Genomic DNA, 24,445 nt, shown 5'->3' with positions numbered 1-24,445 from the left:
GGAGACGGTCGAGGCGAGGTGGAGCGTGACGTTGCTGGAGTCCGTGCACGGACCCGCGGACCTGAAGCGGATGGACCACGTCGAGCTGGGCAAGCTCGCCGAGGAGATCAGGGCCTTCCTGGTCGAGAAGGTGTGCAAGGTGGGCGGCCACCTGGGGCCGAACCTCGGGGTCGTCGAGCTGACCATCGCCCTGCACCGCGTGTTCGACTCGCCGCGGGACGCGCTGCTGTTCGACGTCGGGCACCAGTCGTACGTGCACAAGATCGTCACCGGGCGGCACGGCGAGTTCGACACGCTGCGCCAGCTCGGCGGGATCGCCGGCTACCCGGCGCGCGCGGAGAGCGAGCACGACCTCGTGGAGAACAGCCACGCCTCGACCGCGCTGTCCTACGCCGACGGGCTGGCGAAGGCGTTCCAGCGCGCCGGCGGCGGGCGGCACGCCGTGGCGGTGGTCGGCGACGGCGCGCTCACCGGCGGCCTGTGCTGGGAGGCGCTGAACAACATCGCCGCCGACCCGCACCGGCCCATCGTCATCGTGGTCAACGACAACGGGCGGTCGTACTCGCCGACCATCGGCGGGCTCGCCGAGCACCTCGCGGCGCTGCGGCTGCGGCCCGGCTACGAGCGGATCCTCGACGGCGGCCGCGAGCTGCTGCGGCACACCCCGGTGGTGGGCCGGCCGGTCTACGCCGCGCTGCACGCCGCCAAGGCCGGCATCAAGGACGCGCTCAGCCCGCAGGTGATGTTCTCCGACCTGGGCCTGAAGTACCTCGGCCCGGTGGACGGGCACGACGTCGCGGCGCTGGAGAAGGCGCTGCACAGCGCGCGGTCGTTCGGCGGTCCGGTGATCGTGCACGCGGTGACCGAGAAGGGACACGGCTACCCGCCGGCGGTCAACCACGAGGCCGACCAGATGCACCAGACCGACCCGATCGACCCGGCCACCGGCCGGCCCCCGGTGAAGGGGCCGAGCTGGACCTCCGTGTTCGGCGCGGAGCTGGTGGCGATCGGCGCCGAGCGGCCGGACGTCGTGGCGATCACCGCGGCGATGCTGCGCTCCACCGGCCTGGAGCCGTTCGCCGAGGCGTTCCCGGACCGCTGGTTCGACGTCGGCATCGCCGAGCAGCACGCCGTGACCTCCGCCGCCGGGCTCGCCATGGGCGGGCTGCGCCCGGTGGTCGCGGTGTACTCGACTTTCCTCAACCGGGCGTTCGACCAGGTGCTGATGGACGTCGCGCTGCACCGCCAGCCGGTCACCCTGGTGCTGGACCGGGCCGGGATCACCGGCCCGGACGGGCCGAGCCACCACGGGATGTGGGACCTGTCGCTGCTCGGCATGGTGCCCGGGATGCGGGTGGCCGCGCCGCGCGACGCGGCCACCCTGCGCGAGGAGCTGCGCGAGGCGGTCGCCGTCGACGACGGCCCGACCGCGCTGCGGTTCTCCAAGGGCGGCGTGGTGGAGTCGCTGCCGGCGGTGCGCCGGATCGGCACCGTCGACGTGCTGCGCGACCCCGCGGCCGGCGCCGGCCGGGACGTGCTGCTGGTGGCGGTCGGTGCCTTCGCCGCGCTCGGCTGCGCGGCCGCGGACCGGCTGGCCGACCAGGGCATCGGGGTCACCGTGGTGGACCCACGCTGGGTGCTGCCGGTACCCGGTGAGCTGGTCGAGCTGGTCCGGGACCACCGGCTGGTGGTGACCGTGGAGGACAGCGGTCGGCACGGCGGCTTCGGCTCGGCGCTGGCCGCCGCGCTGCGCGACGCCGAGTGCGACACGCCGTTGCGCGACCTCGCCGTGCCGCAGCGGTTCCACGAGCACGGCTCCCGCGAGGAGGTGCTCGCCGGGATCGGGCTCACCGCGCAGGACGTGGCGCGCCGGGTCACCGAGTGGGCCGCCAACCGGATCGGCGAGCCGGAGCGCGCCACCCCCGCCCCGCGGGACTGACCGCGATGCGGTTGCGCGACGCGCTCGCCGCCGGCGAGCCGCTCGTGCTCGACGGCGGGCTGGCCACCGAGCTGGAGGCCCGCGGCCACGACCTGTCCGACGCGTTGTGGTCGGCGCGGCTGCTGCTGGACGACCCGGCCGCCGTGGTCGCCGCGCACGAGGCGTTCTACCGGGCCGGCGCCGTGGTCGCCACCACGGCGAGCTACCAGGCCGACTTCGCCGCGTTCGCCGCGCGTGGGCTGTCCCGCGCCGAGACCGCGGCGCTGCTGCGGCGCGGCGTCGAGCTCGCCGCGCGGGCCCGCGACCGGGTGGCCGGCGACCGCGTGCCGCGCTGGGTGGCGGCGTCGGTCGGCCCGTACGGCGCGACGCTGGCCGACGGCTCGGAGTACCGCGGCCGGTACGGGCTGAGCGTGGCCGAACTGGTGGCCTTCCACCGGCCGCGGCTGGAGGTGCTGGCCGACGCCCGGCCGGATGTGCTGGCCCTGGAGACCGTGCCGGACGTGGACGAGGCCGAGGCCCTGGTCCGTGCGCTGGACGGCCTTGGCGTCGACGCGTGGCTGTCCTACACCGTCGCCGGCGGCCGGACCCGCGCCGGCCAGCCGCTGGCCGAGGCGTTCGCGGTGGCGGCCGGGGTGGACGCGGTGGTGGCGGTCGGGGTGAACTGCTGCGACCCGGCGGAGGTGGCGGACGCGGTCGAGATGGCCCGCGCGGTGACCGGCAAGCCGGTGGTGGCCTACCCGAACAGCGGGCAGGGGTGGGACGCCGAGCGGCGGGTGTGGACGGGGACCCCGCGGTTCGCGGCGGGGGCGACGGCCGAGTGGGTGCGCCGGGGCGCGCGGCTCGTCGGCGGCTGTTGCCGGGTCGGCCCCGGCGAGATCGCCGATCTCGCCGGTCGCGAGCCCTTCTCAGGTGCTCTCAGGAATCTGTGGCACCGTGGATGACGTGCGGATCCTGGTGGTGGAAGACGAAGCGCCCCTCGCCGAGGCGATCGCCCGCGGGCTGCGCCGCGAGGGGATGGCGGTGGACGTCGCGTTCGACGGTGACGAGGGGCACGAGAAGGCCTCGATCACCCGGTACGACGTGGTGCTGCTGGACCGGGACCTGCCCGGCATGTCCGGTGACGACCTGTGCCGGGAGATCGTCACCTCCGGCGAGCTGACCCGGGTGCTGATGCTCACCGCGAGCGGGGACGTCGCCGATCGGGTGGAGGGCCTGTCCCTCGGCGCCGACGACTACCTCGCCAAGCCGTTCGCGTTCCCCGAGCTGGTCGCCAGGGTGCGGGCACTGGGCCGGCGGGCCACCCCTGCCGCGCCGCCGCTGCTCACCGCCGGCGACGTCGTGCTCGACCCGGCCAAGCGCACCGTCTCCCGGGGCGGGCGGCCGGTCGAGCTGACCCGCAAGGAGTTCGGCGTGCTGGAGGTGCTGCTCGCCGCCGGCGGGTCCGTGGTGAGCAGCGAGGAGCTGCTCGAGCGGGTGTGGGACGAGAACGCCGACCCGTTCACCACGACCGTTAGGGTCACCGTGATGACACTGCGGAAGAAGCTCGGCGAGCCCGGCGTCATCGAGACGGTCGTCGGGTCGGGCTATCGGGTGCCCGGCGCGGGCCGCGCGGGCTGAGCCGGGGGAGAGGGACAACGGATGGTGACCCCAACGGGCCGGCGAGCCGCCGGCCCGCGCTGACGCGATTGCCCGCGACGAGGCCGCTTCCGGTGCGCAGCCTGCGTGCCCGCATCACCCTGCTCGCCACGATGCTGGCCGCCGCGGTCAGCATCGTGTTGCTGTGGCTGGCGTGGCGGCTGGTCGGTGACGCGGTCGCCGCGGTGCCGCAGCTCCCGCCGGGCAGCATGGTGCGGGTGGACGGTGTCGACGTCGAGGCGTCGGCGCTGGCCGAGCACCTGCGGGAGCACGCCCGCGGGCGGGTGCTGGTGGTCGGCGCGGTGGCGTTCTGCTTCGTGGTCGCCGCCGCCGGGATCCTCGCGTGGACGCTGACCTCGCGGGTGCTGCGGCCGCTGCGGGAGATCACCGACACCGCGCACCGGCTGTCGGTGGACTCGATGGGGGAGCGGATCGGCCGGCTGTCCACGAAGGACGAGCTGGCCGAGCTGGCCGAGACGTTCGACGCGATGCTGGACCGGCTGCAGGCGGCGTTCGAGGCGCAGCGGCACTTCGTCGCCAACGCCAGCCACGAGCTGCGCACCCCGCTGTCGGTGATCCGCACCGAGCTGGACGTGACCCTCGCCGACGACGGCGCCGACGCGGCCGAGCTGCGTCGGATGGCCGCGGTGGTGCGCGACGCCACGTCGCGGGCCGAGCGGCTGGTCGGCTCGCTGCTGCTGCTCGCCCGCACCGACGGCGCCGGGGTGGTGATCACCGAGCCGGTCGACCTCGCCGCCGTGGTGGACAGCGCGTGGAAGGCGGTGCGGGCGGAGGCCGAGCGGCGGGGGCTGCGCGCGACGTTCGGCACCGCGCCGGCACCGCTCACCGGTGATCCCGCGCTGCTGGAACGGGTCGCCGGCAACCTGCTGGAGAACGCCGTGCGGCACAACGTCGACGGCGGGTGGATCGAGGTGTCCACCCAGGCCGGGGCGGGCGTGGCGGTGCTGCGGGTACGCTCCTCCGGCGGGCTGGTGGACCCGACCACCGTGGACGAGCTGTTCGAGCCGTTCCGGCGGGCCGGGATCGCCCGCACCGCCCGCTCCGGCGCCGGGCTGGGACTGTCCATCGTGCGGGCCGCCGTGCAGGCGCACGGCGGCACGGTGACGGCGGAGCCGGTGGTCGGTGGGGGGTTGGCGATCACCGTGCGGCTGCCCGTCTCCCGGTGAGCTACCGTGCCGGTCATGACTGTGACGTCACGGACGGTCGAGATACGCGAGAACGTGTTCATGCCCCGGCTCGGGTTCGGGGTGTACAAGATCCCCGCCGACGAGACGACCACCCTGGTGCGCACCGCGATCGAGCTGGGCTACCGCGGCATCGACACCGCGTCGTTGTACGGCAACGAGCGCGGGGTCGGGCAGGCGGTGCGCGACTGCGGCCTGCCGCGGGAGGAGCTGTTCGTCACCACCAAGCTGTGGAACACCGAGCACGGCTACGACGCGGCGCTGCGGGCGTTCGACACCAGCCGGCGCGAGCTCGGCCTGGACTACGTGGACCTCTACCTGGTCCACTGGCCGCAGCCGCGACTGGACCGGTACGTGGAGACGTGGCGGGCGCTGGAGAAGATCCTCGCCGACGGCGGCGCCAGGGCGATCGGGGTGTCCAACTTCCAGGCGCCGCACCTGGAGCGGCTGCTGGCCGAGACGGACATCCCGCCGGCGGTCAACCAGGTCGAGCTGCACCCGTGGTTGCAGCAGGCGGCGCTGCGGGACTTCCACCAGCGGCACGGCATCGTCACCGAGGCGTGGCGGCCGCTGGGCGGCGGGCCCGAGCTGTTCGCCGAGGAGGTGGTCCGGACGGTGGCTCAGAAGCATGGCAGGACGCCGGCCCAGGTGGTGCTGCGCTGGCACCTCGAGATGGGGCACGTGGTGATCCCGAAGTCCGCGCACTCGGAGCGCATCGCGGAGAACGCCGCGATCCTCGACTTCGAGCTGGACAGCCAGGACATCGCCGGCTTCGCCACCCTGGAGCGTGGCCAGCGCCTCGGCCCCCACCCCGACGAGACCTAGCGCGTAGCACATCCGTGGCAAGCGAGGCCCATTAGTGCTACGGCGGGCCTCCCGACGTATAACGACCTATACCGTCGCGCTCTTGTTCGCCGGCGGCACGACCGAAGCCAGCCAGCCCTCGCCCGCCGACTGCCGCGGAGGCCGCGGACAGGGTCAGGGCCAGCCGCGGTCAGGCGGTGGCGTGGAGGGCGCGGCTGAGCGACTCGGCGGTCAGCTCGACCTGCCACGGTCGGGCGCCGCCGGCGCGCAGCGTCTCGGCCACGCCCTCGGGGGAACGATCCTCCGGCGGCTGCCAGCACGTGCGGCGTACGAGGTCGGGCAGCAGCAGGTTCTCCACCGGCAGCCGGTGGTGCTCGGCGAGCGAGGTCAGCTCCGTCCTGGCGGCCGCCAGCCGGGCCGCGGCGTCCGGATCCTTGTCCGCCCACCGATTCACCGGGGGCGGGCCCTCGGGTGGTCCCGCCGGCGCCGGCAGCTCCGACTCCGGCAGCACCCGCGCGGCCTGCAGCCGCCGCAGCCAGTGGCTGGAGTACCGGCGCTGCACCCGCCCGCCGAAGACCGGCAGTGCCTGCAGGTCGGCCGCGGTGCGCGCGTCGGCGAGCACCGCGCTGATGATCGCGCTGTCCGGCAGGATGCGGCTCGGCGCTCGGTCCCGCTTGCGGGCCAGCTCGTCCCGCGCCTCCCACAGCGCCCGCACCGCCGCCAGCTTCCGCGGGCTGCGGATCTTGTGGATGCCCGAGGTCCGCCGCCACGGCTCACTGCGCGGCGCCGCCGGCGGCGCGGTCCGCACCGCCTCGAACTCCTGGTAGGCCCACTCGAGCTTGCCCTGCGCGGACAGCTCGGCCTCCAACTTCTCGCGCAACGGGATCAGCAGCTCGACGTCCAGCGCCGCGTAGTTCAGCCACGGCTCGGGCAACGGCCGGGTGGACCAGTCCACCGCGCTGTGGCCCTTCTCCAGCCGGTAGCCCAGCAACTGCTCGACGAGCGTGCCCAGCGCCACCCGCTCGAACCCGGCGAGCCGCCCGGCCAGCTCGGTGTCGAACAGCCGCGCCGGCCGCAGGTCGAGCTCGGCAAGGCAGGGCAGGTCCTGCGACGCCGCGTGCAGCACCCACTCCTCGCCGTTGATCACCTCGACCAGCGGTGACAGGTCGCCGTCCAGCGCGACGGGGTCGACGAGGACGCTGCCCGCGCTCTCCCGGCGCAGCTGCACCAGGTACGCCTTCGGCCAGTACCGGTAGCCGGACGCGCGCTCGGTGTCCACCGCGACCGCGCCGGTGCCGGCGGCCAGCCGCGCGCACGCCGCCCGCAGCGTGGCGGGGTCGGTGACGACCGGGGGAGTGCCCTCGGTCGGCTCGGTCAGTGGGATGGGCGCGGACTCCTCCGCCGCCTCGGAACCGGATGCCGCGTTCTCCACTGTGTCTTTACCGCTGCCCTCTACCGCTGTCCTGCCGCTGCCGTACCGCTGTCGCTCGTGATCGCCGTGCCCTGATGAGGCCGTCCCGCACCGAACCCTCGATCGAGGGATCGAACCATGACCCTACGGGACGGGCGTGCCGCGCCTGGTCGCCCGCCCCGCAGGGCCGTCGGTTCAGCGGATGACGCCGGCACGCATGGCCAGTGCGACCATCTGCGCCCGGTCGCCGGTGCCGAGCTTGCGCCCGATCCGCGACAGGTGTGACTTCACCGTGAGCGCGGACAGGCTCAGCTCCTCACCGATCTCCTTGTTGGACTGGCCGTCGGCGACCAGCTGCAGCACCTCGACCTCCCGCGCGGACAGCTCGCGCGGCGTGTTGTCGGTGCCGGCGACCCTGGTGCCGGTGGCCAACACGGGTGCCACGCTCGGGTCGGCGTACACGCCGCCCTCGAGCACCCTGCGGACGCCGTCGGTGACCACCACCGGCGACGCGGACTTCAACAGGTACGCCTGCGCGCCCGCCTGGAACGCCGAGCGCACCGCGTACGGATCGTCGGACGACGCGAGCACCACCACACGTGGCCAGCCGCTGCTACGGAGCTCCGTAACCAGCTCGATGCCACTGCCGTCGGGCAACCCGAGGTCGAGGATCGCGAGGTCGCACGGCCCGGTGGCCGACGCCCTCGCCCTCGCCTCGGCCACCGTGGCGGCCTCGTGGACGGTGCCCGCGCCCATCTGTGCGAGTCGTGCGGCGATTGCCTCCCTCAGCAGCGGGTGGTCGTCGACCACCAACACGGAAAACAGCTCTTCCCGCGGATGCGGAACCATGCTCGCCGGCAATGCGCCGGCTGGCGTGGATCGGACGGCCTGAGATAAGCCGACGGCAGCCACGTCACTACCTCCCTGGAGTCGGTCGTGCCCCCCGACCGGCACCGGGACTTTCGGCCGATCAGCCGCGCCAGCTTTAGACCGAAAGTGGTGTCGTCGGAAGCACTCTAGCCGCACGAGTGGGTCAGCGGGGGGTTCTAACGGGTATGGATCTGGATCTGTTGGTGACTTCAGGCCCCGACGTAGCACGATCGGGCGACAACACGCCGAGTGGCTAACGTATTGCGCTGGGAGCACGATGAAGAAGGATTACCGGCACCGCTCAGCGCGTGCAGACGGCGTGTGCACCGGGCCCGGCGGGCACCGGGAGCCGGGCACGGACGGTCGTCGAGGCGGTCGCCGAGTCGTGCTCCGGGTCGTCTCACCCGGGTGACCGCCGTCGCGACGGGGAGCGGCTCGGCGGGAGCGGGCTCAGGAGGACTGGCGCTGGCCGAACATCGTCACGCCCACGGGCGGCAGCCCCACCATACTCGCCAGCAGCTGGCAGAACGCGGCGCCGTGCGGCCCCAGGTCGGCGTTTGTCGGCGTCCACGACGCCCGCACCTCGAGGTCGTCGGTGCGGGCCGGCCCGGCGATGTCGCCGAACCGCGCGGAGGAGGTCTCGGTGACCGTGCCGCCGAGCGCGGTCCAGGTCGCCTCGGAGTTCTCCAGCGCCTCGGTCAGCCACGACCAGCCCACGGCCGGCAGGAACGGGTCGGTGGCCAGCTCCCGGTCGAGCTCCGCGCGCACGTACACGACGAGGCGGAGCACCCCGTTCCACGACTCCTGGCCGTCCGGGTCGTGCAGCAGGACCAGCCGGCCGGACGCGAGCACGTCCGCGGGTCCGGTGACCTCGCCGGCGAGCGCGTAGGACCAGGGCGCCAGCCGCTGCGGCGGGCGGATCGGCTCCAGGGTCACCTCGGGCCGGGGCCGCACCGAGCGCAGCGCCGCGACGGCCTCGCGGAACAACTCGGGCGCTTGCGTCTTGGCGGTCACCGCCCGACCATACGGCGCCGAGCGCCCGGGTGGGGCGCAGGCACGCCGAGCGAGCCGCCCCGAACGTCCCATGTCTGCCCGTGGGACGATAATCCCGATGCCTCTCCCTTCGCAGTCCGAGCAGACGGAGCGCTCCCAGCCCCCGGCGGCGCGCCGGGACCTCGCCGACGCCCCGTTCCTCGTCGCCGCCCGCGGCGGCCGCCCCGCGCACCTGCCCGTGTGGTTCATGCGGCAGGCGGGCCGGTCGCTGCCGGAGTATCGGGCGCTGCGCGCCGACGTGTCGATGCTGCGCGCCTGCTTCGACCCGGAGCTGCTCACCGAGATCACCCTGCAGCCGGTACGCCGGCACGGGGTCGACGCCGCCATCCTGTTCAGTGACATCGTGGTGCCGCTGCGCGCCGCCGGCGTCGGCATCGACATCGTCGCCGGCACCGGCCCGGTGGTCGCCCGGCCGGTGCGGTCGGCGGCGGACGTCGCGGCGCTGCCCGCGCTCGAGCCGGACCAGGTCAATCCGGTGGCCGACGGGGTGCGGCTGCTGGTCGACGCGCTGGACGTCACCCCGCTGATCGGCTTCGCCGGCGCGCCGTTCACGCTGGCCTCCTACCTGATCGAGGGCGGCCCGAGTCGGCACCACGAGCACACCAAGGCGTTGATGCACGCCGAGCCCGCGTTGTGGCACCGGCTGGCCGACCGGCTGGCCGACATCGCGCTGACCTTCCTGCGCACCCAGCTCGACGCCGGGGTCGACGCGGTGCAGCTGTTCGACTCCTGGGCCGGCGCGCTGTCCGAGCGGGACTACCGCGAGTTCGTGCTGCCGCACTCGGCCAAGGTGCTCGGCGGGCTGGCCGACGCCGGGGTGCCGAGGATCCACTTCGGGGTCGGCACCGGTGAGCTGCTCGGCGCGATGCGCGACGCGGGCGCCGACGTCGTCGGGGTGGACTGGCGGGTCCCGCTGGACGAGGCCGTGCGCCGGTTGGGCGGGCCGCCACCGGTGGTGCAGGGCAACCTCGACCCGGCCCTGCTGCTGGCCCCGTGGCCGGTGGTCGAGGCGCAGGCCCGGCGGATCGCCGCCGAGGGCAGGGCCGCCGGCGGGCACATCTTCAACCTCGGCCACGGCGTGCTGCCGGAGACCGACCCGGCCGTGCTCACCCGGCTCGTCGAGCTGGTCCACACGCTGTGAGCGGGACCGTCGCCGTCGTGGGCGGCGGGATCGCCGGCCTCACCGCCGCCTACCGGTTGCGCACGCTGCTCGGCGACCGCGTCGAACTCCTCCTCTGCGAGGCCACCGGGACGCTCGGCGGGAAGCTGCGCACCGTCGAGCTCGCCGGGTGGCACTACGACGTGGGCGCCGAGGCGTTCCTCGCCCGCCGGCCCGAGGCCGTGCGGTTGGCCGAGGAGCTGGGCCTCGGTGCGGCGCTCACCCACCCCACCCCCGCGCGGCCGCGGATTCGCGCCGGCGGTGTCACCCGCGAGCTGCCCCGGGACACGGTGATGGGGGTGCCGGCCGCGCGGGGTGCCGTGGACGCCGTGCTGTCGCCGGCGGGGCGGCGCGCGGTGGCCGTCGAGCCGAACCTGCCGCTGGCCCTGCCGACCGGCGACGTCGCGCTCGGCCCGCTGTTGCGTGCCAGGTTCGGCGACGAGCTGGTGGACCGGCTGGTGGACCCGCTGCTCGGTGGCGTCTACGCGGGCGGCGCCGACTCCCTCGGGCTGCGCGCGACGTTGCCCGCGCTGGCCGCCGCCGTCGACGCGGGCGCCGGCTCGCTCACCGCCGCGGCCGCCGCGGTGCGCCCGGCGACTGGATCATCGGCGCCGGTGTTCGCCACGCTCACCGGTGGCCTGCGCGCGCTGGTGGACCGGCTGACCGAGCGGGCCGGCGCGCGGCCGCGCCAGGGGGTGCCGGTGCGCGCGCTGCGCCGCCGGCCGGGTGGGTGGCGGCTGGTGTTCGGCGCCGCCGCGCCCGGCCACGCCCCCGAGGGGGCGGCCGAGCTGGACGCCGACGCGGTGCTGCTCGCGGTGCCCGCGCCGGCGGCGCGCAGGCTGCTCGCCGAGCCGGTGCCGGCCGCGTCCGCCGCGCTCGGCGAGATCGAGCTGGCGTCGATGGCGGTGGTGGCGCTGGCCCTGCCCCCCGGCACTCCGCTGCCGGAGGCGTCCGGGGTGCTCGTCGCGGCGGGGGAGCGGCACGCCGACGGCACGCCCTTCGCCGCCAAGGCGTTCACCTTCTCCAGCCGCAAGTGGGCCCACCTCGCGGACCCCGCCGCGCCGGTCCTGGTCCGCGGGTCGGTCGGTCGGTTCGGCGAGCCGGACGCGGTGCGCCCCACCGACGCCGAGCTGGTCCGGCGGGTGCGGGCCGACCTGGCCGAGCTCACCGGGGTCGCCGCCGAGCCGGTGGCGAGCCGGGTGGTGCGGTGGGGTGGCGGGCTGCCTCAGTACGGCGTCGGGCACCGGGAGCGGGTGGCCCGCGTGGAGCGCGCCGTCGCCGAGGTGCCCGGGCTGGCCGTCGCCGGGGCGAGCCTGCACGGCGTGGGCATCGCCGCGTGCGTCGCCACCGCCGAGGCCGCCGCCCGCGCGCTCGCCGCCGGTGTCGGTGGCGGTGCCGGCGGTGGCCTCGCCGCCGGCTGAGCCGGGCGTGGTGGGACGATGGGCGCATGGCGAGGCTGAACTACGCAGAGCTCAACGAGACCATCCGTTACACCGCCTGGTCGGTGTTCCGGGTCGAGCCGGGCCGGCTGCCCGGTGATGTCGCCGACCGCGCCCGCGCGGCCGGTGAGACGGCCGAGTACCTGGACGGGCTGGCGGACAAGGGCGTCGTGGTCCGCGGCGTGTATGACGTCGCCGGTCTGCGCGCCGACGCCGACTACATGGTGTGGTGGCACGCGGAGGCCGTCGAGCAGGTGCAGGCCGCCTACACCGGCTTCCGGCGGACGCCGTTGGGCCGGGTGTCCACCCCGGTGTGGAGCCAGGTGGCGCTGCACCGGCCGGCGGAGTTCAACCGCAGCCACATCCCCGCGTTCCTCGCCGGTGAGGAGCCCCGTCGGTACGTGTGCGTGTACCCGTTCGTGCGGTCCTACGAGTGGTACCTGCTGCCCGACCAGGAGCGCCGCGCGATGCTCGCCGAGCACGGCAAGGAGGCGCGGGACTACCCGGACGTGCGGGCCAACACGGTGGCCTCGTTCGCCCTCGGCGACTACGAGTGGATCCTCGCCTTCGAGGCCGACGAGCTGCACCGCATCGTCGACCTCATGCGGCACCTGCGCGGCACCGAGGCGCGCCGGCACGTCCGCGAGGAGATCCCGTTCTACACCGGCACCCGCGTGCCGGCGGCCGAGCTGGTCGCCAACCTCCCGTAGCCAGGCTGTCGTGAAAGCCCGGTGGGTCGCTCGTTCCGGCCTGCCGGCGAACGCCGTGCGGGCCGTCGGTCGGCACGATCGCCGGGCTCCCGGCCTCGTCGTCGGGCGTGGTGGTCCACGTGTCGTGCCCGGACAGCAGGGCCAGCGCGCGTTCCAGACCGAGGTGCGCGGAATCGACGGTCACTGCGTCGACCGCTACCGCTGGTCCGCGGGGGCCAGCTTCAGCGCGATCGAGTTGATGCAGTAGCGCTGGTCGGTGGGGATGTCGTAGCCCTCGCCGGTGAAGACGTGGCCGAGGTGGCTGTGGCAGGACGCGCACAGCACCTCGACCCGGTGCATGCCCATGCTGCGGTCCTCGCGCAACAGCACGGCATCGGAGTCGGCGGGGTCGTAGAACGACGGCCAACCGCAGTGGCTGGCGAACTTGGTGTCGCTGCGGAACAGCTCGGCGCCGCACGCCCGGCACAGGTACACGCCGGTGGTCTCGGTGTCGGTGTACTCGCCGGTGAACGGCGGCTCGGTGCCGGCCTCGCGCAGCACCGCGTACTCCCGCGGGGACAGCTGCGCGCGCCACTCCTGCTCGGACTTCACCACCCGGGGGGTGGCGCCGATGACGGGTTTCCTGTCGGGAGTCATCACCGCCAGGTTACCCGCCCAGCCACTCCAGCGCCCTGCCGATGGTGTCCCAGGCGGAGACCAGCACCCCCACCAGGATCAGGCACACCACCACGACCGCGACCAGCCAGCGCAGGCCACCGGTCCGGTTGGTGGAGTCGGCGAAGTCGGCGATCCCGGCGAGGGACGCCTCGACGGTGAAGGTGGGACCGGAACGCTGCATCCGGTCCAGGTGCGCGGCGAAGGCCTGGGCCTCCGGGTCGTCCGGGTCGAGGCCCACCAGGTCGTCGTCGAACCGCGGGTGCCGCACCGGGCCCCTGTTATCGACCATGGCTCAACGGTAGGCCACGGCCGGCCGTAGCGCATCAACCTTCGGAGTCGCCGCCTGGTCGGGGATCCCCGTCGATGAGCAGCACGCCGCCGGACTCGATCACTCGGAGGACCACCGTCTGCGGTCCTTCGCCGAGGTCGACGTTGAGCTGCATGTCAACGGAGCCATCGGCGTTGTTGCCCTTGTACGCGTGGATGCCGCGGTAGCCCCGCACGGTGTGCTCGGCCCAGTACTCGCGGAAGTCCTCCTGGCTGCCGAAGCGTGCCTGCGCGGCGGGCGTCAGGAGGTTCCACGACCCCGCGGGGTTGTCGTAGAAGTCCTCGATTCGTTGCCCGGCCGTCTGCCACTGCAACTGGCCCCCGGTGTGCTTGGTCTGACCGAGCGGAGGAACGGGCGGGCTGGACGATGGCTGCTCGGAGGTGGGAGCCGAGGGCTGGGCCTGGGCTCCGGGGTCCTGACCGCCGCCGCTGTTGACGAGCACGATGGTGAGCAGGGTCGCGGCGAGGACGACCACGGCGGCGATCGCGCCGAGGACGAGGGGCTTGCGTCTGCCCGTGCCGCCCCCGCCCGACGTGTTCCCCGAGGTGGGCGGCACCGAGTCGAACGTGGAGGTCGGCGGGGGAGCCGTGGCCGCGCCCGGCTTGTCGGCGCCCGGCCGGTCGGCGCGCTGCCACGGCGGCCGGACCGCGCCGTTGCTGAGCGGTGCCGGCACCGCCGCCGGCTGCCGGCCGCCGTGCCCGCCTCCGGTCAGTGGCGGGGACACCAGGGTGGGGGACGGGCCCGGGCTGTCCCCGGCGAGCGCGGCCAGCTGCTGCCGGGCCTCGCTCATCGACGGCCGCTCGGCGGGGTCGCTGCGCAGCAGGCTCATCAGCAGCGCGGTGGCCGGCCCGGCCGACTTCGGCGGGATGATCTTGCCGTTGGCGGCGGCGTAGAGCAGGGCGAGCTGGTTGGCGTTGTTGCCGTACGGCGGCTGGCCCTCGATCGTGTGGTAGAGCGTGGCGCCCAGCGCGAACACGTCGGAGCTGGGCGCCGGGTCGGAGCCGCGGGCCAGCTCCGGCGCCAGGTAGGCGGGTGTCCCGCCGATCAGCCCGGTCTGGGTCAGCGTGAGGTCGCCCGCCGCCCGGGAGATGCCGAAGTCGGTGATCTTCGCGACGCCGTTCTCGGCGACCAGGATGTTGCCCGGCTTGACGTCGCGGTGCACGATGCCCGCCCGGTGCGCGGCCACCAGCGCGGCCGCCACCTGCTGTCCGATCGCGGCCACCTCGCCCAGCGGGAGGGTGCCGCGCTCGGCGATGATCGCGGACAGGCTCTTCGACGGCAGGTACTCCATCACCAGGCACGGGTCACCCGCGTGCTCGGCGATGTCGAACACCACGACCGCGTTGGGGTGCTGGAAGCGGGCGGCGTTCTTCGCCTCGCGCATGGCCCGCTGGCGCACGTTCTGCCGCTCCGCCTCGGACAGTCCCGGCTGGGTCAGGATCTGCTTGATCGCGACCGACCGCTCGAGGCGCTCGTCCAGGGCACGCCACACGACGCCCATGGCGCCGCTGCCGATGTGCTCCTCGAGGCGGTAATGGCCTGCGATCACGTGACCGGTGTCGATGACGGCTGCTCCTCGCCCAACTGTCCGCAAGAGTTCGGATTGGTGGCACGCGTCCCGGGCGCGCCCGCGGCCGAGTGTAGCGGGCGCAGGGCCGCGGTCGCCGTCAGCCGCCGCCGCGGGTCGCCGTGCCGGCGATCCTTGTGATGGCACGGATTCCCGCGCGCCGGGCGGGATCCGACCGGGCGCACGGCGCGGTACAGACCGGCCGCGCCGGCGAGGGCGAACGCCGCGTAGCAGATCAGCAACGCCGGTGGCGTGCCGCCGGTGAGCGCGTCACCGAGCAGCACCACGGCGGCCGTTCCGGGCAGGCTGCCGACCACCGTGCCGGCGAGGTAGGGCCGCGGCCGTACCGACGACAGCCCGCAGCAGTAGCTCAGCGGCGCGAACGGGATCACCGGGATCAGCCGCAGCGACGCCACCGCGAGCGCCCCGCCGCCGGCGAGCCGCTCGTCGACCGTGCGCACCGCGGGTCGCCGCAGGTACTTCGCGACGAGGTCTCGGCCGAGCGCGCGGGCGAGCAGGAAGCCGAGCGCCGCGGAGATCGCGGTGGCCGTCATCGCGACCGCGATGCCCAGCGCGTTGCCGAGCAGCAGCCCGGCGGCCAGGCTGAAGACGGTCCGCGGGATCGGCGCCACGGTCAGCACCGCGTAGCCGGCCAGCAACAGCAGCGGGGCGACCGGGCCGGCGCCGTCGGCCCAGGCCCGCAGCGCGGCGGGGCCGGGGACGGGCAGCAGCAGCGCCGCGGCCACCAGCGCGGTGAGGGCGGCGCCGGCGGCGAGCAGCTGGGTCCGGCGGGGCACGGCGTCCACCGTAAGGCAGGCCGGGAAAACCCGGTGACGCGCGTGCCGGGCCGTGCTCGACTGAGCCGGTGCTCGACCTCGACTGACGCTGTGTCCGCGTGCTGTGCACGGCCGTCCGCGCCGCGCGACGCGGACACGCGATCACAGCCGGCGGACACGCGGGCACAGCCGGCGGACACGCGATCGGCACCACATCGCGCCGTGAGCCACGCTCAGGCCGGGCAGAGGGTGCCGTCGCGCGGCACCGTGCCGTCGAGCAGGAACCCCCGCACCGCGGTGACGACGCAGGGTGAGCCGAGCGCGCCGTGGCCCGCGCCCTGCCAGGCCACCCGCACGGCGGTGGGCATCCGCTCGGCGGCGCGGGCCGTCCCCGCCTCCGGGGTGACCGGGTCGGCCGCGGTGCTGGCGATCAGGATCGGCGGCACCCCGCGCGTCGCCGGCTCCGGCGGCGGCTCGCGGCGCACCGGCCACGGCCCGCACCACGCCAGTCGCTGCGCCACCAGCGCGCCGAACAGTGGGTACTGCTGCCGCAGCGTGCCGGCGACCGTGTCGATCCGGTCCGCCGGCAGCCGGTCGGCCGTGTCGTTGCACAGCGTCGCCAGCGCCGCGTCCAGCCGCGGTGCCCCGGTGGTGGCCTCCGCCAGCAGCGGCTCGGCGAACTCCGCCAGCGCCGCCACGTCCCCGCCGCGGGCGGCCGCCACCGCATCGGCCAGCTCCGGCCACCGCTCCCGCTGCCGCAGCCCGTTCCACACGGCGTAGAGCGCCAGCGCAGGGCCCATCCGCGCCCCGGTGGGCGTGCTCAGCGGCGCCGCGCGCAACCGTTGGACCAGCGCCGATACCGCACCGGCGGCGTCGGCGCCGAGCGGGCAGCCTCGAGCGGCGCAGTCGGTGCCGAACGCGTCGAGGGTGGCGGTCACCCCGGCGGCCACCCCGTCGAGCACCTCGGCCGAGTCCGGCGCCGGGTCGGGCACGCCGTCGAGCACGAACCGGCCGACCCGCTCGGGGTACCGGTTCGCGTAGGCGGTGAGCACCCGCGACCCCTCCCCGTGCCCGAGCGCGTGCAGGTGGTCGACGCCCAGCTGGTCGCGCAGCTCCTCCAGGTCGCCGGCGGTGCGCCAGCTGTCGAACGTGGTCTGCGCGTTCTCCAGGCTGATCGTGCACTGCTGCCCGGCGCGGCGCGCGGCTTCCAGCAGCGGCTCCACGGTCCGCGCGGCCGGGTCGTGGCCGAGCAGCTGCTCGCGCACCTCGGCGTCGACGCAGCTGATCGGGTCCGACCCGCCCGTGCCCCGCCGGTCCACGCCGATCAGCGAGAGCCTCTCGAGCAGCTCCGGTGGCAGGCGCGCGGCCAGCCGGGCGGCGTAGCGGGTCCCGGGCACCCCGTCGACGTCGTTGACCACCACGAGCGGCACCGGCCCGTTACCGGCCTTGAGCACGGCGAGCCGGATGATCCCGCGGCCGGGTAGGTCGGGCGCGTCGAGGGCGGTGGTGAGCCGGGCGCACGTCAGCGGCACGTCCGGTGGCGGCCGGTCGTCGCCGAGTCTGGCCACGGCGTCACCGCCGCAGGTGCCCCAGCGGACCGCCGAGGTGCCCGGCTCGGTGAGCGGGGGCAGCGGCACCGGGCGGCTGGTCGTGGGCTGCCGCGGTGGCTGTGCCCCGTCGTTCTCCACCACCGGTGGCCGGGTCGAGGGGCCGGCGGTGCAGCCGCCCAGCAGCACGGCCAGTGCGGCGGCGAGGGCCAGGCCACGGCGCACGGAGTGATCCTCACTTTCTCGGTGATGTCCCGCGACGACCTTGGCACGCCGGCTGTGAGCGCGGGGTGAGCGGAGCTTGCGGAGCGAACCATTCAACACAGCAGCCTGGGCGAACGCCGTCGACGAGCGCAAGCGAGGAGAGGGTGTTCGCGGGGCCGCTACCGGGTGCGTCGCACCTCGCCGCGGAACACCGCGTCGAGGTCGTACCGGACCGGCTCCTCGAGCTGGTCGTAGCCGCACGACTCCGGCTCCCGGTCGGGCCGCCAGCGGACGAACCGCGGGTTGTGCCGGAACCGCGCCGGGTGACCGCCCTCGGTGTGCTCGTAGGCGACCTCGACGACCCGTTCGGGTCGTAGCGGCACCCACGGCTGCTCGGCGCTGCGCCAGCGGTTCACCCCGCCGGGCAGCCGCTGCTCGGGCACTACGTCGGCGCCGAGCCACGGATGCCGTCCTTCGTGGACGATCAGCGGCGCGAGCTCGGTGGCCAGCTCGCACCGGCGGGCCGCGGGGAACGAGCCGACCACTCCCACGTGGTGCAGCACCCCGGCGGCGTCGTACAGGCCGAGCAGGAAGGACCCCACGGCCTCGCCGGGCGCGCCGTCGGCGTGCCAGCGCAGGCCGGCCAGCACGCAGTCGGCCGTGCGGGAGTGCTTGTACTTGACCATCACCCGCTTGCCCGGCTGGTAGGGCGCGTCCAGCGGCTTGCCGATCACCCCGTCCAGCCCGGCGCCCTCGAAGAGGGTGAACCAGTGCCGCGCGGTGGCCGGGTCGGTGGTGGCCGGGGTGATGGGCACCGCCCCGTCGACCACCTCGACCAGGCGGTCCCGCCGCCGCCCGGTGTCCCGTTCCGTCCAGTCCTCCGTGCCGAGCGCGAGCAGGTCGAACGCGACGAACTCGGCGGGGGTCCGCTCGGCGAACAGTCGGATCCGGCTCTGCGCGGGGTGGATCCGCTCGGTCAGCGCGTCGAAGTCCAGCCGGCCGTCGCGGGCCACCACCAACTCGCCGTCCAGCACCACCCGCTCGGGCAGGGCGCGGGCGAGCCGGTCCACCGCTTCCGGGAAGTACCGGTTGAGTGGCTTGCCCGCGCGGGACTGCAGGGTGAGCTCGGCCCCGTCGCGGAACACCAGGCAGCGGAAACCGTCCCATTTGGGCTCGAACAGCAGCCCCACGGATTCCGGAATGGTCGTTCCCGCCTTGGCGAGCATCGGGGTCACCGGCGGGGTGAGCGGCAGCGGCATGGCGCCATTGTCCTCACTCGCCCGACATCGGCGACTCGGGTGAGGCCGGCTGCGGCGCCCGCCACTCCTCGGGTACGTTTGGTCGCCGTGGGTGCCAGGGCGGTGACGGGACGGGCGGGACGGGTGGGCGCGCTCGTCGTGCTCGCCGTCTACCTCGTCTGCCACCTGCTGCCCGCCGCCGAACCCGCCGGGCACTCCGCGGCCGATCACGACCTGGGGAGCCACACCGGCGTCACCTCCACCCTCACGGACCACGGCGTCGTGACCGACGACTGCGCGCCCGGTCACCAGGCCCCGGCGCCGGTGCCGCACGCGGGCCATCCCCGGTGCCTGGCGCTGCCCAGGTCCGCCGACCACGCCGACCACCCGGCGCCCGGCACCGGCGGCGTCATCGCCGTGGCGCCACTCGCGCTGCTCCCCTTTGCCCGGCTCCTGCGTGGCGCGCGTCCCGCGCCGAGACGACCGGTGCGCGGGCGAGACGTCCTCACCACCCTCTGCGTGCTGCGGCGCTGATCGGGCCGCCGGCCGCCGATTCGTCGCGGCCGGTGCCGACCCGCTCGCCGTCCCCCTTCTCTTCCGTGAGGTCTCGTCATGCTCTCGTCCGACATCGTGCGCACCGCGCCGAACCGGCCGCCCGCTCCCGCGGTCGGCGACACCCCGGTCGTGTGGATCGACACCCCGTTCACCACCGATGGCAGGGGCTTCTGGGCCAAGCTCGAAGGGCACAACCCCGGCGGCATGAAGGACCGTCCGGCCCTGCACATGGTCCGCCGCGCCAGGGAGCGCGGCGACCTCGCTCCCGGCGGCATGATCGTCGAGTCGACCAGTGGCACGCTCGGCCTCGGCCTGGCGCTGGCCGGCATCGTGCACGGCCACCCGGTGACGCTGGTCGGCGATCCCGGGATGGAGCCGATCGTGCACCGCCTGCTCACCGCGTACGGCACCCGGGTGGAGATCGTCGACCGGCCGCACCCGGAGGGCGGCTGGCAGGAGGCACGCCGGCGGCGGGTGGCCGCGCTGCTCGCCGCGCACCCCGGGGCGTTCTGTCCGGACCAGTACCACAACCCGGACAACGTGGCCGCGTACGCGCCGCTCGCCGAGGAGCTGCTGCGCCAGCTCGGCCGGGTCGACGTGCTGGTGTGCTCGGTCGGCACCGGCGGCCACTCGGCCGGGGTGAGCCGGGCGCTGCGCCGGTCCTGCCCGCAGCTGCGGCTGGTCGGTGTGGACACCATCGGTTCGACGATCTTCGGCCAGCCGGCCCGCACCCGGCTGATGCGCGGCCTCGGGTCGAGCATCTACCCGCGCAACGTCGACTACGGCGCGTTCTCCGAGGCGCACTGGGTGGCCCCGGCCGAGGCGGTGTGGGCGTGCCGCCGGCTGGCCGCGTCCCGGTACGCGTCGGGCGGGTGGAGCGTCGGGGCGGTGGCGCTGGTGGCCGGCTGGGTGGCGCGGACCTCGCTGGCGGACACCCGCATCGCGGCGATCTTCCCGGACGGGCCGCAGCGGTACTTCGACACCGTCTACAACGACCGGTTCTGCGCCGAGCACGGGTTGCTCGGGGCGGGACCCGCGGCCGAGCCGGACACGATCGACCGGCCGGACGAGCGAGAGGTGCGCCGGTGGACCCGGTGCGCCACGGTGCTCGATCCGGTTCCGGGTGCGCCGAGGGAGGGCCGGTGACCGGGGTGCTGCGCCAGTTCCGCTCGTTCGACCGGCCGGTGCGGTTGCTGGCGGTCAACCAGTTCTCCATCAACGTCGGCTTCTACATGTTGATGCCGTACCTGGCCGCGCACCTGTCGCTGGAGATCGGGTTGGCCGGGTGGCTGGTCGGCCTCGTGCTCGGGGTGCGCAACTTCGCGCAGCAGGGGATGTTCCTGACCGGTGGCCTGCTCGCCGACCGGTTCGGCTACAAGCCGCTGATCGTGGCGGGGTGCGCGCTGCGCACGGTCGGGTTCGCGCTGCTCGGGCTGGTCGACAACGTGCCGGCGCTGCTCGTCGCGGCGGCCGCCACGGGGTTCGCCGGCGCGCTGTTCAACCCCGCGGTGCGGGCCTACGTCGCGGCCGACGCGGGGGAGCGGCGGGTCGAGGCGTTCGCGCTGTTCAACGTGTTCTACCAGGCCGGAATCCTGCTCGGGCCGCTGGTCGGGCTGGTGCTGACCGGGGTGACGTTCCGGCTCACCTGCCTGGTGGCCGCGGTGGTGTTCGCGGTGCTGACCGTGTTGCAGGTGCGCGCGCTGCCCGGCCGGCGGGCCGGGGACGGCGAGCGCGGCGGGCGGGTGCGCGACGGCGTGCGGGTGGTGCTCACCAACCGGCGGTTCCTGGCGTTCGCGCTGACGATGATCGGCTCGTACGTGCTGTCGTTCCAGATGTACCTGGCGCTGCCGCTGGAGGCGCGGCGGCTGGCCGGCAGCGAGGTGGTGGGCACGGCCGTGGTCGGCGGGCTGTTCGCGGTGTCCGGCGTGCTCGCCATCGCCGGGCAGCTGCGGATCACCGGGTGGTGCCGGTCGCGGTGGCGCCCCGGCCGGTGCCTCGCCGTGGGGCTGCTGCTGATGGGGGCGGCGTTCCTGCCGCCGGCGCTCACCGCGGGCGAGGCCGGCGGCGGGTGGCCGGTGTTCGTGCCGCTGCTGGTGGCGGCCGCGGCGCTCGGCCTGGGGGTCGTGGTGGTGTTCCCGTTCGAGATGGACACGATCGTCTCGCTGGCCGGCAACCGGATGGTCGCCACGCACTACGGGCTCTACAACACCATCTGCGGGGTCGGCATCGCGGTGGGCAACCTCGGCACCGGCGCGGCGCTGGACCTGGCCCGCGCCGGCGGGGTGCCGTGGGCGCCGTGGGTCGTGCTGGCCGGGGTCGGCGTGCTGTGCGCCGCGGGCGTGCACCTGCTGAGCCGCTCAGGGCGGCTGGCCCCCGCGCCGGAACCGGCCCTGGCCGGCGTGCGGGGTACGGCCGCGGCGCGGTCGTCGAGCGGGCGACCCGCGGGCTCAGACTCAGTGGACGCGGGGACGCTCGCCGGCGTCGAGCTCGAGGTGGATGGTGGCCGGCAGGGTCTCCAGGCCGAGTGACTCCCGCGCCCTGGCCAGCACCCGGCCGTCCAGCTCGGCCCACACCTGCCGCAGGTCGGTGCCCGGGGCCAGCCACAGCGTGAGCCGCAACGCCGGCCGCCCCGCGGCGCCGACCGTACGGACCCGCGCCCGGCGCACCCCGGTCACCGCCTCCGCGTCGGCCCGCACGGCGGTGGTCAGCGCGGCGGCGGTGACGGTCAGCTCGTGCCCGGGCGCGTCGTCCAGCGTGACGTCCGGCCGGGGCTGCGGCCGCAGCGACCGCACCAGCCACCACAGCCCGAACCCGACCAGCGCCACCGCGAGGACGAGCACCACCACCCGCACCAGGGTCGGCGGCTGGCGGCCCACCCAGTCCACGGCGATCGGGTCCAGCACCGGCCGTGTCGCGCGGTAGGTCCCGAGCACCCCGAAGCTCACCAGCAGCACCAGCCCGCCGAGCACCACCAGGACCACCCCGGTGAGCAGGGTCAGCACCCGCTCCGTGGCGGCGGACCGGAAGCCGCCCGCGGGCTCGCGGGTCACCGGCGGTCCTTCGGTGAGTCGACGACCACCGACACCGCCGGCCGGCGGGCCAGCGGCAGGTCGGTCACCAGCTCCGCCACGAGCGACGTCAGCCGCGGCCGCAGCTCCTCCTCCGTGACGGACCGGCTCGCCGCGCGCACCCGAACCCGGCCCGCGCTGGCGACCACCGTCGCCGAGTCCACTGTGGCCTGTTCCCGCACCCGGTGCCCGACCAACCGGGCCAGCGACCGCGGTGACATGGTGACCGCGATCCCCGGCGCCGGGTCGTGCAACCGGATCAGCCTGCGCCGCGCGGTGGCCGCGACCAGGATCAGCGCCAGCCCGGCCGCGACGGCCGCGCCGGCCAGCACCCGCACCTGGGTGGCGTCCCAGCCGACCTCGCCCAGCCGCGCCAACCACCGCGGCCACGGCACCACCAGTGGCGCCTGCGCCGGCCGCCACCAGTGCCAGCCGACCTCGAGCACGGTGAAACCACCCGCCGCGACGACGGCCAGCGCGAGCAGTGCCGACAGGAAACGGACGAAGACGCGCACAGTTCCTCCTGTTCTCGGCCTCACACCACGTGGGACGCGACATCCGGCCGCAGCGTGGACACCGTGATCGCCACACCCCGGACGCGGTAACCGGTGATCCGCCCCACTTCCGCCGTCACCGCCGCGCGCACCGCGGCGGCCACCTCGCGCACCGGCGCCGGGTAGCGCAGCGCGAGGTCCAGCGCCAGGTCGACGTCATTGCCGTGCTCGGAGATCGTGACGCCGGCCCGGTGCTCCCCCACCCCGATGCCGGCGATCCGCCGCTCGACGCGCGCCGTGCCGTCCACCCGGTCGGCCGCGCGCCGGGCCACCTTGCGCACCACGGTGTGGTCGACGGTGAGCGTGCCCCGTTCGCCGGGGTCGGGCAGCGGCGGCGGCTCGGTCACCGGTCCCGGCCTCGCCCGAACAGGTCACCGAGGTCGAGCCGGCCGTCGATGACCCGACCCACCACGAGGCCGATCACCCCGACCGCCAGCGTGACCAGAAACGTGGTGAAGCTCTGCGCGGCGGCGAGGCCGAGGACGAGGCCGGCGATGATCCCGGTCTGCGTGGCGTTCATCCGTCACTCCCTTACTGGGCCTTGGTGGGCCTTACTGGGCAACGAGCTGGGCAACGAGTTGGGTGGCGACGCGGGCGACGATCGGAGGTCAGCGGACCCGGGGTGGTTCGCGCCGGCGCCGGCGCCAGCGCCGCACCACCTCGACCATGCCGGCCACCCCACCGGCGCGCTGGACGAACGACACCGGCGCGTCGTATCTGTCCACGTCGGACTGTGGAGCCGCCGAGTCGCGGCGGAACCGGGTCAGCCCCGCGACGAACTCCTCCGGGTCGCCGCCCACGTCGGGATGGTGCCGGCGGACGAACTCGCGGAAGGCGGCCCTCTCCTCGGGTCCGCGCATGCTCAGCGCTCTCCGCCGGTCGCGGGCTCCGGCTCGACCACGTCGCTCACCACGATGTCCACCGGCACGGTGCCGACCACGCCACGCACCCGGTGGCGCACCTGCTCGGTCAGCTCCGGCAGTGGCTCACCCAGCCGCAGCACGACGCCGACCTCCACCGGAGCGCCGTCGTCGGGCACCCGCACCCCGGTCACCCTGCGGCCCGGCAGGTGGGTGGCCACGACGCCGAGCGGCCCGCCGTCCAACCGGACCACCGCCGGGTGGGCCAGCACCTCCCGCGCGATGGTCTCCGCCGGGTCCTCGGCAGGGCCCTCGTCCGTGCCCGCGCCTCGTGTCGCCATCCTTCGCTCCTCGCCGATGCCGCTCACTCCACCCGGGGCGACGTGTCCGACTCCTCGCCGTCCTGGTCGGGCAGGTGGATGTCGTTCACCGCGATGTTGACCTCGATCACCTCGAGCCCGGTGATCTGCTCCAGCGTCGTGATCACGTTGCGCCGCACCGCCTTCGCGACGTCGACGATCCGGGCCCCGTATTCCACCACCAGGTCGAGGTCCACCGCCGCCTGCTTCTCACCCACCTCGACCGCGACGCCCGCGGTGGCCGCGGTCCCCGACCCGGGAATCCGCTCCCGGAGCGCGCCGAAGGCGCGGGACACCCCGCCGCCGAGCTCGTGCACCCCGGACACCTCCCTGGCGGCCATCCCGGCCACCTTCTGCACCACGGACGAGGCGATGGTGGTCTTGCCGGTGGACTCGTCCTCGTTCAGCACCGGCGCGCCGGCGCTCGTGGTCGCTGGGGCCTTGGTCGTCTCGCTGTCCGCCTTGCTCGTGCCGCTCTGGGCCATTGCCGCGCTCCTTCGTCCCGAC

General features: G+C 75.0%; 27 protein-coding genes. 11 read left to right on the top strand and 16 right to left on the bottom strand.

Annotated elements, in window-relative coordinates:
* Positions 1-25 precede the first annotated feature (25 nt).
* The 5 genes from dxs (at position 26) to BM051_RS24315 (ending at position 5,604) form a co-directional block, all read left to right on the top strand.
* Entirely contained in the window at positions 26-1,939 is a 1,914-nt protein-coding gene (gene dxs, locus BM051_RS24335) for a 1-deoxy-D-xylulose-5-phosphate synthase (RefSeq protein ID WP_092534983.1), read from the top strand.
* A gap of 5 nt (positions 1,940-1,944) precedes the next feature.
* Positions 1,945-2,880 carry a homocysteine S-methyltransferase gene (gene mmuM, locus BM051_RS24330; RefSeq protein ID WP_092535150.1) on the top strand — a complete coding sequence of 312 codons (936 nt, stop codon included), beginning with the start codon at positions 1,945-1,947 and terminating at the stop codon, positions 2,878-2,880.
* A 1-nt stretch (position 2,881) separates the two neighbouring features.
* Entirely contained in the window at positions 2,882-3,556 is a 675-nt protein-coding gene (locus BM051_RS24325; RefSeq protein ID WP_092534980.1) for a response regulator transcription factor, read from the top strand.
* Between the two features lie 131 nt (positions 3,557-3,687).
* Positions 3,688-4,761 (top strand): sensor histidine kinase, encoded by a 1,074-nt coding sequence (locus tag BM051_RS24320; protein ID WP_092535147.1) that lies wholly within the window; start codon positions 3,688-3,690, stop codon positions 4,759-4,761.
* A 15-nt stretch (positions 4,762-4,776) separates the two neighbouring features.
* Positions 4,777-5,604: an aldo/keto reductase gene (locus BM051_RS24315; RefSeq protein WP_092534977.1), complete on the top strand. Its 828-nt coding sequence runs from the start codon at positions 4,777-4,779 to the stop codon at positions 5,602-5,604.
* 169 nt (positions 5,605-5,773) lie between these two features.
* Here the strand turns inward: BM051_RS24315 and BM051_RS24310 are convergent, their stop codons facing one another.
* From BM051_RS24310 to BM051_RS24300, 3 genes are all read right to left on the bottom strand, one after another.
* Positions 5,774-7,015 carry an HRDC domain-containing protein gene (locus BM051_RS24310; protein ID WP_092534974.1) on the bottom strand — a complete coding sequence of 414 codons (1,242 nt, stop codon included), beginning with the start codon at positions 7,013-7,015 and terminating at the stop codon, positions 5,774-5,776.
* A gap of 174 nt (positions 7,016-7,189) precedes the next feature.
* Positions 7,190-7,906 carry a response regulator gene (locus tag BM051_RS24305; protein WP_092534971.1) on the bottom strand — a complete coding sequence of 239 codons (717 nt, stop codon included), beginning with the start codon at positions 7,904-7,906 and terminating at the stop codon, positions 7,190-7,192.
* Between the two features lie 408 nt (positions 7,907-8,314).
* Positions 8,315-8,878, bottom strand: a complete 564-nt coding sequence (locus BM051_RS24300; protein WP_166677837.1) for a DUF3000 domain-containing protein — start codon at positions 8,876-8,878, stop codon at positions 8,315-8,317.
* Positions 8,879-8,975: 97 nt separating this feature from the next.
* Between BM051_RS24300 and hemE the strand changes: the two genes are divergently transcribed.
* From hemE to hemQ, 3 genes are read left to right on the top strand one after another with little or no spacing between them, the layout of a single operon-like run.
* The gene (hemE, locus tag BM051_RS24295; protein ID WP_092534965.1) at positions 8,976-10,058 is read left to right on the top strand and encodes a uroporphyrinogen decarboxylase; all 1,083 of its coding nucleotides are present in this window, start codon (positions 8,976-8,978) and stop codon (positions 10,056-10,058) included.
* Positions 10,055-11,497, top strand: coding sequence for a protoporphyrinogen oxidase (hemG, locus tag BM051_RS24290; protein WP_092534962.1), 1,443 nt, complete (start codon positions 10,055-10,057; stop codon positions 11,495-11,497). The genes hemE and hemG overlap by 4 nt, the downstream gene beginning before the upstream one ends.
* A gap of 26 nt (positions 11,498-11,523) precedes the next feature.
* Positions 11,524-12,225: a hydrogen peroxide-dependent heme synthase gene (gene hemQ / locus BM051_RS24285; RefSeq protein WP_092534959.1), complete on the top strand. Its 702-nt coding sequence runs from the start codon at positions 11,524-11,526 to the stop codon at positions 12,223-12,225.
* A gap of 195 nt (positions 12,226-12,420) precedes the next feature.
* Here hemQ and msrB read toward each other — a convergent pair whose 3' ends face one another.
* The 6 genes from msrB to BM051_RS24255 all read right to left on the bottom strand — a co-directional run bounded on the left by msrB (position 12,421) and on the right by BM051_RS24255 (position 18,563).
* On the bottom strand, positions 12,421-12,861 hold the full coding sequence (gene msrB, locus BM051_RS24280) for a peptide-methionine (R)-S-oxide reductase MsrB (RefSeq protein WP_092534956.1): 441 nt from the start codon (positions 12,859-12,861) through the stop codon (positions 12,421-12,423).
* Between the two features lie 10 nt (positions 12,862-12,871).
* Positions 12,872-13,171 carry a hypothetical protein gene (locus tag BM051_RS24275; protein ID WP_092534953.1) on the bottom strand — a complete coding sequence of 100 codons (300 nt, stop codon included), beginning with the start codon at positions 13,169-13,171 and terminating at the stop codon, positions 12,872-12,874.
* A gap of 34 nt (positions 13,172-13,205) precedes the next feature.
* A complete protein-coding gene (locus BM051_RS24270; protein ID WP_092534950.1) occupies positions 13,206-14,759 on the bottom strand; it encodes a serine/threonine-protein kinase in 1,554 nt (517 codons plus the stop codon).
* Positions 14,756-15,574 carry a TVP38/TMEM64 family protein gene (locus BM051_RS24265; RefSeq protein ID WP_092534947.1) on the bottom strand — a complete coding sequence of 273 codons (819 nt, stop codon included), beginning with the start codon at positions 15,572-15,574 and terminating at the stop codon, positions 14,756-14,758. The genes BM051_RS24270 and BM051_RS24265 overlap by 4 nt, the downstream gene beginning before the upstream one ends.
* Before the next feature lie 212 nt (positions 15,575-15,786).
* Positions 15,787-17,325, bottom strand: a complete 1,539-nt coding sequence (locus BM051_RS24260) for an alpha/beta fold hydrolase (RefSeq protein WP_092534944.1) — start codon at positions 17,323-17,325, stop codon at positions 15,787-15,789.
* A 158-nt stretch (positions 17,326-17,483) separates the two neighbouring features.
* Positions 17,484-18,563, bottom strand: a complete 1,080-nt coding sequence (locus tag BM051_RS24255) for an ATP-dependent DNA ligase (protein WP_092534941.1) — start codon at positions 18,561-18,563, stop codon at positions 17,484-17,486.
* An 87-nt stretch (positions 18,564-18,650) separates the two neighbouring features.
* On the opposite strand from BM051_RS24255, the gene BM051_RS24250 reads away from it, so the two are divergent.
* The 3 genes from BM051_RS24250 (at position 18,651) to BM051_RS24240 (ending at position 21,625) form a co-directional block, all read left to right on the top strand.
* Positions 18,651-19,076, top strand: a complete 426-nt coding sequence (locus tag BM051_RS24250) for a hypothetical protein (RefSeq protein ID WP_134046350.1) — start codon at positions 18,651-18,653, stop codon at positions 19,074-19,076.
* 78 nt (positions 19,077-19,154) lie between these two features.
* Entirely contained in the window at positions 19,155-20,243 is a 1,089-nt protein-coding gene (locus BM051_RS24245; RefSeq protein ID WP_092534935.1) for a PLP-dependent cysteine synthase family protein, read from the top strand.
* Positions 20,240-21,625 (top strand): MFS transporter, encoded by a 1,386-nt coding sequence (locus BM051_RS24240; protein ID WP_092535144.1) that lies wholly within the window; start codon positions 20,240-20,242, stop codon positions 21,623-21,625. Before BM051_RS24245 ends, BM051_RS24240 begins: the two co-directional genes overlap by 4 nt.
* On the opposite strand, the gene BM051_RS24235 is transcribed toward BM051_RS24240, so the two are convergent.
* From BM051_RS24235 to BM051_RS24205, 7 genes are all read right to left on the bottom strand, one after another.
* A complete protein-coding gene (locus BM051_RS24235) occupies positions 21,551-22,147 on the bottom strand; it encodes an alkaline shock response membrane anchor protein AmaP (RefSeq protein WP_092534932.1) in 597 nt (198 codons plus the stop codon). The two genes, BM051_RS24240 and BM051_RS24235, sit on opposite strands and share 75 nt — an antisense overlap.
* Positions 22,144-22,680, bottom strand: coding sequence for a DUF6286 domain-containing protein (locus BM051_RS24230; RefSeq protein ID WP_092534929.1), 537 nt, complete (start codon positions 22,678-22,680; stop codon positions 22,144-22,146). Before BM051_RS24230 ends, BM051_RS24235 begins: the two co-directional genes overlap by 4 nt.
* A gap of 20 nt (positions 22,681-22,700) precedes the next feature.
* A complete protein-coding gene (locus BM051_RS24225) occupies positions 22,701-23,066 on the bottom strand; it encodes an Asp23/Gls24 family envelope stress response protein (RefSeq protein ID WP_092534926.1) in 366 nt (121 codons plus the stop codon).
* Entirely contained in the window at positions 23,063-23,239 is a 177-nt protein-coding gene (locus BM051_RS24220) for a hypothetical protein (protein ID WP_092534923.1), read from the bottom strand. The genes BM051_RS24225 and BM051_RS24220 overlap by 4 nt, the downstream gene beginning before the upstream one ends.
* Before the next feature lie 88 nt (positions 23,240-23,327).
* Positions 23,328-23,579, bottom strand: a complete 252-nt coding sequence (locus BM051_RS24215) for a hypothetical protein (RefSeq protein ID WP_092534921.1) — start codon at positions 23,577-23,579, stop codon at positions 23,328-23,330.
* 2 nt (positions 23,580-23,581) lie between these two features.
* Positions 23,582-23,920 carry a hypothetical protein gene (locus BM051_RS24210; RefSeq protein ID WP_092535141.1) on the bottom strand — a complete coding sequence of 113 codons (339 nt, stop codon included), beginning with the start codon at positions 23,918-23,920 and terminating at the stop codon, positions 23,582-23,584.
* Positions 23,921-23,943: 23 nt separating this feature from the next.
* The gene (locus BM051_RS24205; RefSeq protein WP_092534918.1) at positions 23,944-24,423 is read right to left on the bottom strand and encodes an Asp23/Gls24 family envelope stress response protein; all 480 of its coding nucleotides are present in this window, start codon (positions 24,421-24,423) and stop codon (positions 23,944-23,946) included.
* Positions 24,424-24,445 lie beyond the last annotated feature (22 nt).

Source organism: Amycolatopsis arida, from assembly GCF_900115565.1.
GTDB lineage: Bacteria > Actinomycetota > Actinomycetes > Mycobacteriales > Pseudonocardiaceae > Yuhushiella > Yuhushiella arida.
This window is presented reverse-complemented; position numbering and strand designations above follow the sequence as displayed.

Bases quoted from the DNA above. Each gene is read 5' to 3' on its own strand.
- BM051_RS24255 (WP_092534941.1), bottom strand. From the start codon at position 18,563: ATGCCGCTGCCGCTCACCCCGCCGGTGACCCCGATGCTCGCCAAGGCG.
- BM051_RS24245 (WP_092534935.1), top strand. From the start codon at position 19,155: ATGCTCTCGTCCGACATCGTGCGCACCGCGCCGAACCGGCCGCCCGCT.
- BM051_RS24215 (WP_092534921.1), bottom strand. From the start codon at position 23,579: ATGCGCGGACCCGAGGAGAGGGCCGCCTTCCGCGAGTTCGTCCGCCGG.
- BM051_RS24275 (WP_092534953.1), bottom strand. From the start codon at position 13,171: ATGGTCGATAACAGGGGCCCGGTGCGGCACCCGCGGTTCGACGACGAC.
- BM051_RS24205 (WP_092534918.1), bottom strand. From the start codon at position 24,423: ATGGCCCAGAGCGGCACGAGCAAGGCGGACAGCGAGACGACCAAGGCC.
- msrB (WP_092534956.1), bottom strand. From the start codon at position 12,861: ATGACTCCCGACAGGAAACCCGTCATCGGCGCCACCCCCCGGGTGGTG.
- BM051_RS24220 (WP_092534923.1), bottom strand. From the start codon at position 23,239: ATGAACGCCACGCAGACCGGGATCATCGCCGGCCTCGTCCTCGGCCTC.
- hemE (WP_092534965.1), top strand. From the start codon at position 8,976: ATGCCTCTCCCTTCGCAGTCCGAGCAGACGGAGCGCTCCCAGCCCCCG.
- BM051_RS24320 (WP_092535147.1), top strand. From the start codon at position 3,688: ATGCTGGCCGCCGCGGTCAGCATCGTGTTGCTGTGGCTGGCGTGGCGG.
- hemQ (WP_092534959.1), top strand. From the start codon at position 11,524: ATGGCGAGGCTGAACTACGCAGAGCTCAACGAGACCATCCGTTACACC.
- BM051_RS24315 (WP_092534977.1), top strand. From the start codon at position 4,777: ATGACTGTGACGTCACGGACGGTCGAGATACGCGAGAACGTGTTCATG.
- BM051_RS24210 (WP_092535141.1), bottom strand. From the start codon at position 23,920: ATGGCGACACGAGGCGCGGGCACGGACGAGGGCCCTGCCGAGGACCCG.
- mmuM (WP_092535150.1), top strand. From the start codon at position 1,945: ATGCGGTTGCGCGACGCGCTCGCCGCCGGCGAGCCGCTCGTGCTCGAC.